The sequence below is a fragment of the Martelella sp. FOR1707 genome, assembly GCF_053484265.1.
Genome location: NZ_JBAKFP010000001.1, coordinates 470,107 through 486,836 on the forward strand (window position 1 = coordinate 470,107; position 16,730 = coordinate 486,836).

9 protein-coding genes are annotated in these 16,730 nt (G+C 61.7%); 5 read left to right on the forward strand and 4 right to left on the reverse strand.

Annotated features, from left to right (window positions below; genetic code table 11):
- The 4 genes from V6765_RS02070 to V6765_RS02085 all read left to right on the forward strand — a co-directional run.
- The coding region (locus V6765_RS02070) for a beta strand repeat-containing protein (RefSeq protein WP_448426035.1) at positions 1–3,938 on the forward strand (3,938 nt) is incomplete at its 5' end.
- A 68-nt stretch (positions 3,939–4,006) separates the two neighbouring features.
- Positions 4,007–5,740 carry a ShlB/FhaC/HecB family hemolysin secretion/activation protein gene (locus tag V6765_RS02075; protein WP_448426036.1) on the forward strand — a complete coding sequence of 578 codons (1,734 nt, stop codon included), beginning with the start codon at positions 4,007–4,009 and terminating at the stop codon, positions 5,738–5,740.
- Positions 5,741–6,109: 369 nt separating this feature from the next.
- Entirely contained in the window at positions 6,110–7,906 is a 1,797-nt protein-coding gene (locus V6765_RS02080) for a PAS domain S-box protein (protein WP_448426038.1), read from the forward strand.
- 370 nt (positions 7,907–8,276) lie between these two features.
- A complete protein-coding gene (locus tag V6765_RS02085; RefSeq protein ID WP_448426039.1) occupies positions 8,277–11,492 on the forward strand; it encodes an EAL domain-containing protein in 3,216 nt (1,071 codons plus the stop codon).
- 132 nt (positions 11,493–11,624) lie between these two features.
- On the opposite strand, the gene V6765_RS02090 is transcribed toward V6765_RS02085, so the two are convergent.
- Genes V6765_RS02090 through V6765_RS02100 form a run of 3 tightly spaced genes read right to left on the reverse strand, consistent with a single transcriptional unit; the run spans position 11,625 to position 14,414 of the window.
- A complete protein-coding gene (locus V6765_RS02090; protein ID WP_448426041.1) occupies positions 11,625–13,034 on the reverse strand; it encodes an amidase in 1,410 nt (469 codons plus the stop codon).
- A complete protein-coding gene (locus V6765_RS02095; protein WP_448426043.1) occupies positions 13,021–13,212 on the reverse strand; it encodes a hypothetical protein in 192 nt (63 codons plus the stop codon). The genes V6765_RS02090 and V6765_RS02095 overlap by 14 nt, the downstream gene beginning before the upstream one ends.
- Positions 13,209–14,414, reverse strand: coding sequence for an MFS transporter (locus tag V6765_RS02100; protein WP_448426045.1), 1,206 nt, complete (start codon positions 14,412–14,414; stop codon positions 13,209–13,211). The genes V6765_RS02095 and V6765_RS02100 overlap by 4 nt, the downstream gene beginning before the upstream one ends.
- 214 nt (positions 14,415–14,628) lie before the next feature.
- On the opposite strand from V6765_RS02100, the gene V6765_RS02105 reads away from it, so the two are divergent.
- A complete protein-coding gene (locus V6765_RS02105) occupies positions 14,629–15,120 on the forward strand; it encodes a TetR/AcrR family transcriptional regulator (RefSeq protein WP_448426616.1) in 492 nt (163 codons plus the stop codon).
- A gap of 278 nt (positions 15,121–15,398) precedes the next feature.
- On the opposite strand, the gene V6765_RS02110 is transcribed toward V6765_RS02105, so the two are convergent.
- Entirely contained in the window at positions 15,399–16,595 is a 1,197-nt protein-coding gene (locus V6765_RS02110; RefSeq protein WP_448426046.1) for an MFS transporter, read from the reverse strand.
- Positions 16,596–16,730 lie beyond the last annotated feature (135 nt).

The window sequence follows — 16,730 nt, forward strand, 5'->3', positions numbered from 1 at the left end:
GCAGCGTTTCGGGCGGCGGCGATGTCGGCGGGCTGGTCGGGTTCAATAATGATGGCAAGATCAGCAATGCCTATGCGACCGGCAGCGTTTCGGGCGGCGGCGATGTCGGCGGGCTGGTCGGGTTCAATAATGATGGCACGATCAGCAATGCCTATGCGACCGCTAGCGTTTCGGGCGACAGATATGTAGGTGGACTGGTCGGGTATAATGATAGTGGCACGATCAGCAATGCCTATGCGAGCGGCAGCGTTTCGGGCGACTCATATGTCGGTGGACTGGTCGGGTTCAATGATTCTGACACGATCACAGCATCCTATTTCGATACGGACAAGACGAACCAGTCGAATGGCGTTGGCGGAGGCTCCGCTGCCGGCGTGACCGGCTTGACGACGGCCGAGGCACGCACGCAAGCCGGCTACACAGGCTTCGATTTCGACAACACCTGGTATCAGGCCGGCGATATGCGGCCGATCCTGCGCTCAGAAGCGGCCGCGTCCGTGGATGGGGTGATCACGGTTTCCAACCTGCACCAGTTGGCGCTGATGGGCGCCGATCTTTCCGCAAGCTACCGGCTTTCCGGCGATATTGATGCCAGCGCCACGGACGCCGCAGCCGACGATTACGATGCGAGCGGCATCTGGGGTGCTGGCGGCTTCGTGCCAATCGGCACTTCCGGTTCCGCTTTCAGAGGCACGTTTGATGGCGATGGGCATGTGATCAGTGGACTGACGATCAATCGTCCCGGCACGGATTACGTCGGCCTGTTCGGATATAATGCTTCCCCTTCGACCCTGCGCAATGTCGGCCTTGAAGGCGGGAGCATTTTGGGCAACGACTTTGTCGGCGGGTTGGCCGGGTTCGATGTTGGTCGTACGATCAGCAATGCTTATGCGACCGGCACCGTTTCGGGCGGCAGCTATGTCGGCGGCCTGGTCGGATACTTTCGAGGTATCAAGATCAGCAATACCTATGCGAGCGGCAGGGTCTCAGGCGACAAGTATGTCGGAGGGTTGGTCGGGCTCAACGGCGGCACGATCATCAACACCTATGCGAGCGGCAGCGTCTCGGGCGACACGAATGTCGGAGGGTTGGCCGGGTACAATAGTACCTCGATCTTCAATGCCTATGCGACCGGTAGCGTTTCGGGCAGGAACGGTGTCGGCGGGTTGGTCGGGCACATTAGTAGTGGTATGATCTTCAATGCCTATGCAACTGGCAGCGTTTCGGGCAGGAACGGTGTCGGCGGGCTAGCGGGTAATAATTATGGCACGATCACAGCATCCTATTTCGATACCGACACGACGAATCAGTCGAATGGCGTCGGCAGAGGCGGTGGCGACGTCATCGGGCTGACAACCGAGCAGTTCCAGGATACCGACACTTTCTACACGCTGGCAAAGGTTGCCGAGTGGAATTTCGAGACGGTCTGGGCGCCGCCGAGCGAAGGCTATTATCCGGAGCTCTACGCGCTTTCCGACGTGGTCTTCGTCAAGACCGATGGCCAGACGATCACCTATGGCGATGCGCCGGGCGCGCTCACTTATTCCGGCGTTAACGGTGGTCATAGCGGCGCGGGCGTTTTCGCGCCGACGCTGACGACGAAAGCTACGGCGACATCCAATGTCGGCAGCTACGCCATTACCGGCCAATCGAGCTTTGTCGGCGATGACGGGATTACATACCGCACCGTCTACGGGCCCGGCGCGGTGACGATAAACAAGGCGCCGCTGAGGGTCACTGCCAATAGTGGCTCGATGATCTATGGCGACGATGTTCCTGGCGATATCGGCTACACCGCAACCGGGTGGAAGAACGGTCAGACGGGCGCACTTCTGACGGGTGTCAGCGTCGGCACTAATGCCACCAAGGCCTCGAATGCCGGAAGCGGCTACACCACGACAGCCTCTGGCGGCACGCTGTCGGGCGCCGCGGCCGGCAATTACGCTGTCAGCTATGTCGGTGGCGATTTCGTGGTCAACAAGGCGACACTGACGGTCACGGCTAACAACGGCACGATGGTATACGGCTCAACGCCGCCGACCGATCTCGGCTACACGGTTTCCGGCTGGAAGAACTCCGACATCGGCAGCGTGACCGGCGCAAGCGTCATTACCGATGCGACGTCACGCTCGGGTGTGGGTAGCGGCTACGTCACCACAGCTTCCGGCGGCTTGATCACGAGCACGGCCGCGGGCAATTACGATCTTTCCTATGCGCCCGGCAGCTTCTCGGTTACACCGCGTGCCTTGAAGATCACGGCCAAGGGCGCATCGAAGACCTACGGCGAAGTCGCCAGCCTGACCGCCTATTCCGTCAACGGACTTGTCAACGGCGACACGGTAAGCACGGTCACTTTGACGAGCGCGGGCAGTGCCGCGTCCGCGAGTGCGGCCACTTATGACATCATTGCTTCCAACGCGACCGGATCGGGCCTTTCCAACTATGCGATCGACTATGTCGATGGCGCGCTGACGGTCGCAAAGGCCAAGCTGACGGTGACGGCCGATAATGGCGAGATGAACTACGGTGATACCGTGCCGATGATCGGCTATTCAGTCAGCGGCTGGAAGAACGGACAGAGCGATGCGTTTCTGGTCGGGGTGATCGTCACCACGAATGCGAACCCGACCTCTAATGTCGGTACCTACTATTCAACGATGGCGGCCGGCGGGCAATTGGGCGGCGCGGCCTTCGGCAATTACACTCTCGACCATGTCGATGGTAAGTTCGCTGTGACCCCGCGGGCCCTGACAGTGACGGCATCGGATGCGGTCAAGACCTATGGCGATACAGCCAGCCTGACCGGTTTCACCACCACCGGGCTCGTTAATGGCGACAGCGTCGCCGCCGTTTCCGAAAAGAGCCTGGGCGCGGACGCAGAGGCTGACTCCGGCGTCTACGACATCATTGCCAGCGCCGCGAAGGGCACGGGTCTTTCGAACTACGACATCAATTACGAGAAAGGCACGCTGACGGTCGACAAGGCGGCGCTGACGGTCACGGCCGATAGCGGCTCGATGATCTATGGCGATGCCGTGCCCATGATCGGCTACGCGGTTTCGGGCTGGAAGAACGGCCAGAATGGATCGCTGCTTTCCGGGGTTGTCGTGACGACGGATGCAACATCGTCTTCCGATGTCGGGTCCGGCTATGGCACCAGCGCTTCGGGGGGCGCGCTTTCCGGTGCTGCCGCGGGCAATTACGAGATCAGCTATGTGGCCGGATCGATGGCGATCCAGCGTCGTGCGATCACGGTTGCGGCCAATGCGGGTGCCAAGACCTATGGCGATCTCGGCTTGTTGACCTACACGGTCGGCGGGATGGGTCTTGCCAATGGCGACAGGCTTTCAGGCAGGCTTGAGAGCGACGGCCAGGCCATGCTGGCGAATGCCGGTTCGTATGCCATCACCCAGGGTTCGGTGACAGACGCCTTCAACCGCAATTATGCAATCAGCTATCGTGCAAATACGCTCGCCGTCACGCCGCGGCCGATCACCCTGACTGCCGACGATGCCGTCAAGCAGCTTGGCACGCCGGCAGGCGTCCTGGGCTGGCAGATCACCGCAGGCAATCTCGTCGATGGCGGCGCGTCGCTGAACGGCAGTCCCGCAAGCCGCGGCGCACCGACTTCTGCGACGGTCGGCACATATGCCATTACCGCAGGCAGTCTCACGGACGCGGAAAATCCCAACTATGCCATCACATTTCTGCCGGGCAAGTTGGAGGTGCTGCCGGTTCTGGCGCCATCGGCTCCTGCTGGCGGCGTTCCGCTTCCCGGCCAGCAATTCGATCCGTTCACGGTTGCCGGCGGGTCGCTGCAAGAGACGCTCTTTGCAGACAGCAACAACCCGCCTGGAACGCTGATCGTCACCGAACAAAGCCCCGTTTCCAATGCCGCCTGCGATGCAGGGCCTCAAGTCCTGTTCATATGCCGATAGCCGCCGTGGACCTCACATTTCAACGGCCCTGATCTAGGGCCAAGCCAAGAATGCCGGAGTGACTTCCTATGCGATTTTCCAAGGCCGCCGCTTTGTTGACCGGTACGTGCCTCCTCGGCACGGTCCAGACGGGGGCCGCTTATGCCCAGACCGCCGGTCAGGTGGTCGAGCCGTCCTATGCCCCTCCGGTCATCCGTCAGCAAGGCGGCGCGCTCACGCTGCCGCAAGTCGTCGGCCAAGAAGCGCCGAAAGGTGCGGATCAGCTGTTCGTCACGCCCTCGGGTCTTGATATCGAAGGCGGACTTCCAGCCCTTGCCGGCGAGACAGCGCGCATTGAGGCGGAGTTCACCGACAAGCGCGTCAGCGCCGCCGATCTGTTCAGGGCCGCAAACGAGCTGGAGCTTGCCTATATCCGCGCCGGCTATCCGCTGGTGCGCGTGTCGCTGCCGCCGCAGACGATCGAGGATGGGCAGAAACTGAAACTGGTGGTTAGTTCCGGCTATGTCGAGGGCGTCGACACCTCCGCTCTGCCCGAGACCGTTAAAAGCCGGGTGGATGCCGTGATGGCGCCGCTGGTCGATGCCGAGGACCCGAGCGAGAAGGACATCGAGCGCCGTCTGCTTCTGGCCGGCGACACGCCCGGTTACGACATGAAGTCCACCCTGAAGCGCGGCGATACGCCCGGCGGCACCCTGCTGGAGCTTTCCGGCCGTTACGATCCGGTGACCGGCTTCATCGGCGTTGCCAACGATCTGACTGAGGAGCTCGGCGATTATTCCATCAGCGCCGGCGTCAACTTCAACAATCTGCTCGGTCTCGGCGAGGTCGGCTATCTGCAGATCGGCGGCTGGCCGGGGTTTTCTGAGGGCAATTTCTTCTCCGACGATCCGCGCAACCGACAGATCGTGGCGGGCGTTACGCTGCCAGTGGGCACGGACGGCGTCTGGCTCAATGTAGAGGGCGTCGACAGCCGGACGCGGTCGGATACCGGTCTCGGCTATGACCTGCCCGATCATTACCAGCGGCTTTCGACCAATCTCGGATATGACTGGCTGAGAAGCCGCGCCGCCAATGCGTCGACCACCATCAGTTTCGATATTGTCGACGAGGAGCAGACGTTCCGCTCGCCCGGGCTGACGACACCGTTTACGCTGGACCGGCTGCGGGTGATCCGCCTGACCCAGTCCGGCGATTATTTCTTCACCTCCGGGGCACGGGTTGCGGGTTCGGCGACGCTGTCGCTCGGTCTCGACGGGCTTGGCGCCTACGAGCCGACGGTTTCGCTGCCAATGTCGCGCGATGGCGCGGAGCCGGATTTCCAGAAGCTGAAGGCCGAAGGCAGCTATCTTCAGCCGCTCGGCGATCTCTTCAATCTGTCGCTGACGGCCAAGGCCCAGACGTCGTTCGGACAACCGATGGCCTCTTCCGAACAGATGGGCCTTGGCGGACTCAACTGGGTCTCGGCCTATATGGTGAGCGAGATTGAGGCCGATACCGGCGCGGCCATGCGCGCTGAACTTGCCTATCCGACCACGTTCCAGCCTTTCAAAAGCCATACCGGCTTCGCGGTCTCGGCCGCCCCTTACGTATTCGCCGCCGGCGGCATCGCCAAGCTCGAACAGCCCACGGTGCTGGAAGATGAAATCACCCGCGCTGGCGCCTTCGGCCTCGGCATCCGCTTCGCCGCCGCCGAAATCGACAGCCCCTATGACGGCAGCCTGACGCTCGAATACGCCCACGGCGCCAGCAACGCCGATGGAGAGGCAAACCGCTTCAACCTCAGCTTCGTTAGTCGGTTCTAAGCGGTCATTGTCGACTTGCCCTGCAAACGGCTCTTCCACAAAGTCTATTGTTCTCACGCTGTTCGGGTTGCAGATCATAGTTCTCGGAAGGTGAACGAAACCGAAATTCTCACCCAGTTTAGAGTTGGAAGTCTCGAGCGTCTTGCTAAGTGGACTTCCGCCCTGACTATACTGCCACCGTTATTGGTACCAGCCTGCGAGTGTCTTTGGGGAGAACGAGATCGCAGCCTTTATGAAGATCGGTGGTCAAGCGATTCGGATAGTGTTGCAATTCCTGCACTAATAGGAATAACTATTCGATACTGTCGAAAGGACTTTACGCTTCCGGTCGGCTGCGGCACTCGGCTTTTCAACTTGTCGGAGTAAATCATGCCATCGCTTGAAAGTGGATTGCTTGAAGATGTCGAAACCGCCATATCGGCGCATTTGAGCGCGACCTCGGTCCTGGAACACCTGCCGGTCGGCGCTTATGTGTGCGCTCCAGACGGTCGGATCATTCGCTACAATATGGCGGCGGCGGATTTATGGGGTCGCACGCCAATTCCAGGAGCGGACGAGCGTTTTTGTGGCTCTCATCGCCTGTTCGACCTGAGTGATCGTCACATCCCGCACGCAGATTGTCCGATGGCGGTCGCGCTGGCAACGGGACGAGACTTTCGCAACCAGCCGATCAAGATCGAACGCCCGGATGGCACCCGGATAACCGCGCTGGTGGATATCCAGCCGCTCAGGGACGACAGCGGCGCCGTCGCCGGCGCTGTCAACATATTCCGGCAGTCCGAGCCTCCAGCACAAGTTCCCGAGCCGGAACTTCCCGGTAATGTATCGCTCGTTCAGACGCTGCAGGCTCTGCCAGCGGCGATCTACTTCACCGACGCCAACGGTAAGATCACGTTTTACAACCAAGCGGCGGCCGAAATGTGGGGAGTGCGCCCCGAAATTGGCCGCAGCGAATTCTGCGGTTCATGGAAGCTTTTTCGTCCGGACGGCACGCCATTGCCGCATGATCAGTGCCCCATGGCGGTCGCACTGAGAGAACAAAGGGCGATCAGCGGTGAAGAAGCTGAGGCTGAGCGACCCGACGGCACGCGCGTTCCTTTTCTGGCTTACCCTACGCCGTTGTTTGATGAATCCGACACGCTTGTCGGTGCAGTGAACATGCTTGTCGACATCAGCGGCCGAAAGTCCGCGGAAATGGCCAGCCAGCGCCTGGCTGCAATCGTCGAATCGTCGCACGACGCGATCCTGTCCAAGGATGTGAACGGCATCATCACGAGTTGGAACCGTGGCGCCGAACGGCTTTATGGCTACCGAGAAGACGAGGTGCTCGGACTGTCGGTCACTCTTCTCATCCCGCTCGACAGACAGGATGAGGAACCGCGGATTCTTGCTCGTATCCGAAGCGGCGAACGTATCGAGCATTACGAGACCGTGCGGCAGAAAAAGGACGGTAGCCTGGTCGACGTTTCGCTGTCCGTGTCGCCGATTTTTGATGGCGCCGGCAAGGTCATCGGGGCCTCGAAGATCGCAAGGGATATCTCCGAGCGGCGGCGCGCCGAAGAACAGAAGGACCTGCTCCTGCGCGAAATGGACCACCGTGTGAAGAATCTCTTCGCGCTCGCGAGCGGCTTGGTGAATGTCAGCGCGGGCGGTGCGGCATCCGTAGGCGACCTGGTGTCCGACCTGCAGAGCAAGTTCAGGGCACTCGCACGGGCGCATGCGCTGACGCTTTCGACGACAGGGAACGATTCCGACCGTACCGCGACGCTGCACAATCTTATCGCCGAAATAACCGAGCCCTATCGCGGGGAAGACGGCGTCTCCCGCGTCAGAGTGTATGGGGAGGATTTCCCGCTTGGACGCACAGCCGTGACAAGCATCGCACTTCTGTTGCACGAATTCGCAACCAATGCCATCAAATATGGCGCGTTGGGGAATCCGGATGGCGAGGTGCTGGTCGAGATATCCTCCGTCGGCAACGACGTGCGTATCATATGGCGCGAGGCCGGAGTGAGCCAGCAACGCGAGGGCTCATCCGGCGATGGTTTCGGCAGCCGTCTGGCTCGCGCGACCGTCGCGGCCCTGGACAGTCGTTTTGAGCGGAAATTCAGCGACCTTGGTCTCGAGATTGTGCTCACTATTCCCCGAGCTAAAACCCAGCTATGACCTTCACGCCAGTCAGGGTGAGAAATCTGATGGAGTGCGCGTCCTTCGCACGGCGATGAAGGTCAACCGAGGGGCGCGGCCCATGATCTGAAATTCAAAGCGCGTTAACGCGCGCATCTTGCTCTCGTGTCGTTGCGCATTTCCCCTAAAAAAGCGTCTACCGGTCCGGTCGCGATTGTCGCTTCCTTCCCGGTGAAATTTGCCAAACCACAGGTTCCCCTGCAGTCTGACGAGAAAACGCAATAATGATTCGGATTCCTGCCGGGTTCGCAACATGTTAGGCTCGGCGCAAGGTAGCGATCCGGAGGCTCACACCTGAGTCTTAGATCGGCGTGCGGATCGAAAGGCTACCACACGGGAGGATGGCATCGTGTTCCGGCGCAAGGGTTTCGCTTTTCGTTTTCTGGTCTTCTTCGGGCCCCCGGCTGCAATCGTGGTCGCGGCGCTTCTTCTGGCCATCACGGCCAGCATAGCCAGCAAGATCGAAATCCTTTTCGTCCAGAACAACGAAACGGTGTCGCGCGGCGAAGTGGTTATCGACAACAATATCGAGGCGCCGATCAGGGATCTTTCCTATCTGGCGAACAACGGCGTTTTGAACCGCCTGCTCGAGAATGACAATGAAACCACGAGGAGCGAACTGGAGCTCGACTGGATCGCATTCGCGCGCGAGGAAGGCCGGTATGACCAGATCAGGTGGATCGACGAAACCGGCATGGAGCAGGTCCGAATAGACCATGTGCGGGGCGAAACCGTGGCCCTCGATCGTCAACTGCTGCAGGACAAGGCGGAACGCTACTACTTCCAGAATTCGGAACAACTGGATCGCGGCAGGATCTACGTTTCGCCGCTCGATCTCAACGTCGAGATCGGAATCGTTGAGGCCCCCGAAAAGCCCGTCATCCGTTTTGCCACGCCGGTCTTCGAGGAGGCCGGCGCTCGCCGCGGCGTTATCGTGCTGAACTACCTGGCGCGCCCCCTGTTGACGGAACTCCAGGCCCTGGGAGAGCGAAACCTGTGGCTGGTGAACAAGGACGGCTACTGGCTGACGGGACCGAGCCTGGCCGTCGAATGGGGATTTATGTACGGGCTCCCCGCCATGAGCCTTGGCGCCCAGTATCCCGACATGTGGGCCACAATCCAGCGCGAAGCGGAGGGACAGATCGAGACGGCGGACGGGATATGGACTTTCAAGTCCGTCGATCCGTTCGAACCCTCGGTTGCAAGCGCGGAGCCTGGCGGCGCGGGTCGCTTGGGCCGACTGGAACTGAATGAGGGGCAGCAATGGTATCTTGTCCACTTTCTGCCGAGAGCGGAGTATGCCGACATTGCGCGTGCATCCTGGCGCCGGGGCGGCATGGCCACGGCGCTCGTTCTCGGCCTGCTCGCCATCGTCAGCTGGCGGCTGGCGCGCTCCCACATACGCGAGGAGCAGACCGCTGCCGCCCTGGCGCAGAGAAATGACAGCCTGAGCGAAAAGACCGAAGCGTTGCAGCAAGAGGTGGAGCTGCGAAAGGGGGCGGAGAAGGAACTGCAGTCATCCGTGGAGCTATATCGCGCAATCCTGAGAAATTCCGTCGAGAGCTTCATCCTGCTGGATCGCCAGGGGCGGATCAAGGAGGCAAACGAGGCCTTCTGTTCGTTGATCGGCCGGCGCGCCCAGCAGATCGTCGGCCGCAACATTTCAGAGTTGGGGTTCGACGAGGTCGATGCCGACCTGCGCAGCCTCCTCGCGAAGATCAACTATCGCGGACAGAACAAGGTCGAGGCCGGCCTAAAGATTACCGGCGGCCAGGAGCTTTTCGTGGAGATGAACCTTGTTTATCTCTACCAGACCGACAATGTTTTCGCGTTCATGCGCAACATCACGGACGAAAAAATCCATCTCGGCGAGTTGCAGCGTTCGGCCTATTACGACGTCCTGACAAACATACCCAACCGCATGCTGCTGAACGAGCGCCTCAATGAGGCGATCGAGAAGGCCGCAGTCAGCGGGACGATGATCGCCCTGCTGTTCATCGACCTCGACGGCTTCAAGCAGATCAACGATCAGTTCGGCCATGCAGCGGGCGATCACCTGCTGATCACGATCGCGGAACGGTTTGCCGAATGCGTCCGGCCGCAGGATACCGTGGCGCGCATCGGCGGAGACGAATTCGCAGCCCTTCTCGTGAACATTACAAATGTCGAGGACTGCGCTTCCGCCGCTCAACGCTTCCTCAAGGCTGCAAGCAAACCGGTTGAGACCCCGCAGGGCAGTCATGGCGTTTCGGCAAGCATCGGCATAGCGCTGCTCAGACAGGACGAGTATGCGGATGGCGAAACGCTGCTCAGGCGGGCCGACCACGCCATGTACCAAGCAAAAATCCAGGGAAAGAACCGCTACCATGTCGCCGGCGAGACCGATGGTCAGGTTCCGGAAGGAGACGAGTACGACGCCGGAGCGATCCGGCATGCTCTGGAGCAGGAGCAATTCGAACTCTACTATCAGCCGAAGGTCAACGCCAATACCGGCACGGTCGAAGGCTTCGAGGCGCTGCTGCGCTGGAACCACCCGACCAACGGGCTTCTTCTGCCAGGCGTTTTTCTGCCGCAGATCGAGCAGCATCCGGTGTCCCTTGATCTGGCGAAATGGGTCATCCGGACCGCGATCGGACAACTCGATGAGTGGACCCGAAACGGCAGGACGCTTTCTATATCGATCAATGTATCATTGCCGGTGTTGCTCGACGAGCGTTTCGTATCGAACCTGGAGGCGGCACTTGCGGACAACCCGCATGTCTCGGCCGGGCAGGTCGAGTTGGAACTGCTCGAGACCAGCGACTTTGTTGAAAACCCCGGCGTGGTGGAGACGATTTTCCGAGCGACCAAGCTTGGAGTTGGATTCGCCATCGATGACTTTGGCACCGGCTATTCATCCCTTGCCCAACTGAAGCGATTGTCGATCTCGACGCTGAAGATCGATCGAAGCCTGATCGCCGAGGTGACGGACGATCCCGACATTCTCTCGATCCTGATTGCCATCATGAGCCTGGCCGAGGCCATGCAATGCAAGGTGGTCGCCGAGGGCGTCGAGACGCTGGAGCAGGGGATCGTTCTCAGGCAACTGGGTTGCGAGACTTTCCAGGGGTATTTTGTGGCGCGTCCAATGCCGGGGGATCTCGTCCCCGATTGGGTGACGAACTGGTCGTCGCCTGATGCGTGGCAGGCGCAGGGAGCGATATCGCGAGACATGGTGCAGCTTCTGGTCGCCTGCACCTATCATCGCGCATGGATGCGCCGCCTCAAGGCCGCAGTCCGCGATCGCTCGCTTGAGCCCCCGGAGCTTGATCATAGCTTGTGCCGGTTTGGTGTCTGGCTGCATTCGGATGCCGGCCAGGAGCTCTGCAAGGCGTATCCGGAAGCGCGGCAACTGGAGGAAATTCACCATGAGCTGCATGTGGTCGCGCGGCGATCCCTTTCCGAAAACGGAGTTCGTTCAACCGAGCATGATGACTACATGAGAAGTCTCGACGAAACCGGCCAGCACATGAGAACGGTCGTCGCATCGGTCCTGGGCGCTGCGGGCGCTGGCACAGAAAGGTGAGCTGGCGAGTTTGGTGACCTTCGGGACAGGCCCGAAGGTCACGAGAACGTGGGCGGGTTTCGCCAGTAGGTCGTATTCCCTGTTATCGGTCGTTCTTGAGGAAAACCGCTTCAACCCGCGTTGCTGAACGGCTCAAGCCAGGGATGAAAGACCGGCAATCCGCGCGTTTCCAGCATTCGATCGAGCAAGGCCCGGCAGCCCACCCGTGACCGTCTCGACCACCTGTCCGAATTTCAGCAGCAGGGCCTCCGATCGTGCTGGTCCCATAAATTGAACCCCGAAAGGAAGGCCGGACGCGTGCAGGCCGGCGGGTACCGTCAGCGCAGGCAGGCCGGTGAGGTTGGCGCCGGCATTGAGCCTGACATAGGCTTCGACGACGGGCTCGGCCCTGCCGTCTGGCCATGTGAATGCATGCTGGTCCCGCCGGGCCGCCACTGCCGGAACCGTCGGCACGATCAGTGCGTCGATATGGGTGAACATATCCGACCAGGCGTCCTGCAATCGCGCCTGCGCCTGTTTTGCCAGCAGATAATCCTGCGCGGGCAGCAGGCTGCCGGTTTCGACGAGAAGACGGACATCATCGCCGAACAACGCCGCTCGGGTACGAATATTCTCGCGATGCACGAAGGCCGCTTCGCTGAGCATGATGCCCCATTGGCCGGGCAGGATCGTTTCGGTGAGCGGCACGGCCATCTCCACGACCTCCGCGCCCGCTTCGGCGAGCGACTGATGCAGACCGCGCAGCGCGCGGTCAATTTCCGGATCGACGCGGTCGTGGAAATAGTTCGCGGGCACGCCGAGCCTGAGACCTGAAAGATCGTCTTCCGGCGTGTCGGGCCGGGGCTTGCTCGCCATTGCGCCGGGCGCAAGCGCTTCGAGCAGGAGAGCCGCGTCGGCCACCGTGCGGGTGATGGGACCGACGTGATCGAGCGATGCCGCAAGCGGAAAGACGCCGTCCAGCGAAATCACGCCGCGGGTCGGCTTCAGGCCAACCACGCCGCAAAGGGCGGCCGGTACCCGGATCGAGCCGCCCGTATCCGTTCCGAGCGCGGCCAGCGCCCCGCCATAGGCGACCGCTGCGGCCGACCCGCCGCTCGATCCGCCGGGCGTATGGTCGAGATTCCACGGATTGCCGGTCTGCGGTGTCGTCAGGCCGAAGGCAAATTCGTGCGTGTGGGTCTTGCCCGTGACGACGGCGCCCGTTTCCCGCAAGCGGCGCGTGACCCAGGCATCGTTCTTTGCAACATGACCTTGCTGCACGCGTGAACTGGCACTGGTGGGAAGGCCGGCGACGTCGATCAGATCCTTGAGGGCGATCGGAATGCCGTCGAGGGCGTGGGCGGGTCCGTCGGCCATGATCCGCCGTTCCGTCTGTCTGGCCTGTTCGCGCGCCCGGTCGGCAAGGAGCAGGGAATAGGCGCCGACTGCGTGATCGACCGCCTCGATCCGGTCGAGAACCGAATCGACGAGCTCGACCGGCGACAGCTCCTTCTTCGCGATCAGCGCCGCTGCATCGGATATGGAAAGGTCATGGGGTCTCATCGGAGGCGGTCTCCTTTGCGCCTTCGCAGTCTTCGGGTTGGTTCGTCTCAAGCGTCGCGATGAACCGATGGACGTGGGTGAGCGTTGCCGCCACCATTTCCCGCCTGTCCTCGGGCAAAGGCAGGTCATGGCGGCGCGCGAGTTCGGCCAGCAATTCGGGTGTGTAGGAGGGGATCACGACTTTCTCTCCATGGATGGCTTTGCAAGAAGGGTCAGGACAAAGGAGAGCGCGGCCAGCGCCAGTATGGTGGCGCCGAAGATCGTGGCGGTTTCGGACAGGCCGATTCGCTGTGCCGCAAAGCCGGCTATCAGAGCGGGCACGGCGTTGGCCAGATAGCTTTCCGTGTAGAATGCAGACAGCAGGCCGGCGCGCTGTCGCGGCGTCGCAAGCGCCGCAAGACTGCGCATCGCGCCAAGGAAACCGGCGCCGAACCCCAGGCCCGAAACCACGGCGCCCGCCATCAGAACCGGCGTGCTGGACATGGTCAGGCTGAACAGGATAAGGGCCGGGCCGGCGATCATGGCGGGACTGCCGGCAAGCAGCGCCGTTCTGGCCGGCCGGTTGCGGAACAGCAGAACCGCCGCCGCGCCCGCAAACGTCAGCGCCGCGACCGAAACGCCGCCCAAAACCTGTGTCCGGCCCGGGGCGATCTCCCCGATCAGCGAGGGCATCAACGACAGGAAAAAACCGCCAAGCGCCCAGACGGCGATGTTAATGGGCGCGACCCGCAGAAAGGTCGGCCGGGCTTCGGCCGGCACGTCCAGGCGCGGGCGCGGATGCCAGCGCGCATCGGTGCGTTCGGGAGACGTTTCCGGACTGCGCAGGGTCCTGACCGCCTGGGCGAGGAATAGCGCCACCAATATCCAGTAGACGAACTGCAGGGGCGCTGGCGCGGCCTGTGCCAGAAGGCCGGAACCGAGCGCCCCCACGCCCATGCCGACCATCGGGGAGATGCTGTTGATCGTCGCACCGGCCTTTTGATCGAGGTCGAGAAGCGCGGCGGCAAGGGCGGTGGTCGCAAGTCCAGTGGCAAAGCCCTGGACGGTGCGCGCCGTGATCAGCCAGGTGCTGTCGCGGGCCAGAAGAAACAGGCTCATGGCGGCAAGCTGCAGGGCAAGCGCCAGCAGGATCACCGGACGCCTGCCGAAACGGTTGGACATCGTGCCGAAGAAAAGCAGCCCGATCAGAAGCGCCAGGGCATAAACGGCGAAGATCAGGGTGACGGCGAAGGCGGAGAACTGCCACTGCGCCTGATAGAGCGGGTAAAGCGGGGCAGGCACGCTGGAGGCCGCGAGAAACGCCACCAGGGTCTGGGCGTGCAGAGCCAGTCCCGCGCGTGTGTCGGAGCGTGTCGGCGCTCCTTCGCTGCAGAGAGTCATTGTCGGAATCCTTTTGCTAAAAGCGAATTATTTGCGTTATAATCGAGGGCGGTCACTAATGCAAATATTTTGCTTTAGTGACCCGTGCCGGAACGCCATCGCCTTTCGAGAGACAAAACAAGTGCCTGAGATAAAAAGATATTCTGAATCCGCCGCCGTGGTTCCGAGACCCGGTGGGCGCTCCGCCCGCATACAGGCCGCTGTCTTCAGCGCGGTGGAGGCGTTGAAAAACGAGCAGGATTCGTCAGACCTCACCGTGCCGGCGATCGCGGCGAAGGCAGGCGTCACGCCGTCGACCATCTATCGGCGCTGGGGGTCTCTTACCGAACTGCTTTCGGAAGTGGCGGTGCAGAACATGCGGCCGGATGCCCCGCCGGAAGAGACCGGCGATTGGCGCAATGACCTGGCTCTCTGGCTGCGTCAGTTCGTGGAGGAGATGTCGTCCGAACCCGGTCGCGCCATGCTGCGGGACGTCCTGGGCGGCGAACGTACCGACAACGCCGGCCAGTGCTCCGGCTACACGCGTCAGCAGCTCGAAACGATTCTCGCTCGCGCGAGCGATGGGGTAGAACGGCCGCCGGTGCCCGATGATCTTCTGGACCGGGTGATCGCCCCGATCATGTATCGCATTCTGTTCACCGATCGCCCGCCGGACCATGATTATGCGCAGGGGCTGCTCGACAGGGCGCTGGAAGCCGGTTCATAACAAGGCGATATTCGCCCCCGCCGATTGTGTTTCGTTCCAGACGACCAACTCCTGCTCTGCCACTGAGAAATGGAGGGAGTCGGGGCTCAGGTCATGAGGTGTCGACATAGCGCCGTGCGAGCAAAACGGCCGCGTCGTCGTCGCTGGAGAAATGAATGGGCAAACCGAAGGCTTTACTCAGACCCAAACCATGGCCTTGATCGCACGCGGGGTCGACCCTTGTACATTACGACGGCTTGCCCCGACCGGCTGACCGTACGGGGCACGCCTCATGGGAGTCAGGCCCTGCGGGCGATCGAATATTCGATCACGAGGGCGATGACCTCGGCGACGGCGGCGGCAATGGCGATGCCCCAGACGATCCGCCAGGAGAGGATTTCAGCACCGGCAGCACTGCCGATCGAAAAGCCGAGATACATGGTCGAGGTATTGAGCGCCAGCGAGACCGAAGCCTGCTGCGGTGGCCCGGCAGCAATCAGCCGAGCCATCTGGGCGGGGAAAAAGGACCAGACGCTGAAACCCCACAGCGCGATGGCCGCCAGAACCGGCACCAGGGCGAACTGTGCCGACAGCAGCGCCGAAACTGCCATGACCGCGAAGGCGACAGCCAGTGCCACGAGCGAGCCGACGACGACGTGGTTTGAGCCGAAGCGGTCGTTGAGCGTGCCGCCCACCGTCACGCCGATGGCGGCGGCAATGCCCCACATCGACACGGTGGCGCTGATGCCATTGGCGGAAAGGCCGAGGATATCCGTCAGATAGGGCGCGATATAGGGATAGGCGGTATAGGCGCCGATCGACCAGAACAGCGAGACCGAAAGCAGTCTCAGAATTGCCGGTTTGCGGAAAACGCCGAGCCGCTCGGACAGGCTGGCAACGGCAATATGCATGCCGGCATTGCCGGCAATGCCACTGAGAATGCCGATGATCGCGACACACCCCATGACGGTTACCGCCAGAAACGTGGCACGCCAACCGAAAGCGTGACCGACAATGGCGCCGAGCGGCAGGCCAAGCGCGATGGCGATCGTCATGCCGCCGCTGACAATCGCCAGCGCCCGACCGCGCATTTCGGGTCTGACAATGACCCCGGCCAGCCCGTTGGCGCCCGGAACGTAGAGTCCGGAGGCAATGGCCATCAGAATACGGGCAAGCAGCAGCATGGCGAAGCCGGAGGAAAAGGCGGCAATGAAATTGCCGGCGGTAAAGATGAGCATGGCGACGATCAGGGTTTCCCTGCGTCTGAGCCGCGCCGTCAGTACGGTGGAGATCGGCGAACTCAGGGCCATGACCAGCGTGAATACCACGATCAGAAGCGCGGTGGCCGGCACGCTCTTGCCAAAATCGGCGGCAATGCGCGGTAGCAGCGGCGCGATCATGAACCCTTCGGTCCCGATCGCGAACGTGCCGAGTGCTAGGAAATAGGCCGGAATGAGCGACGAGGCCGTCTCGGCGGGTTTGGTTTTCTGCAGCATGAGGAGATCCTTCATCGCGCGCGGCGCACGGAGGCGCACATGGTGCACGGGCGGGGCTGGCTTATATTCCAGGCCCGCAACCTTCAGTCAGAAATGCGCACTGCACGGGTTAGACGGTCCTGAGCGCCACGCGCC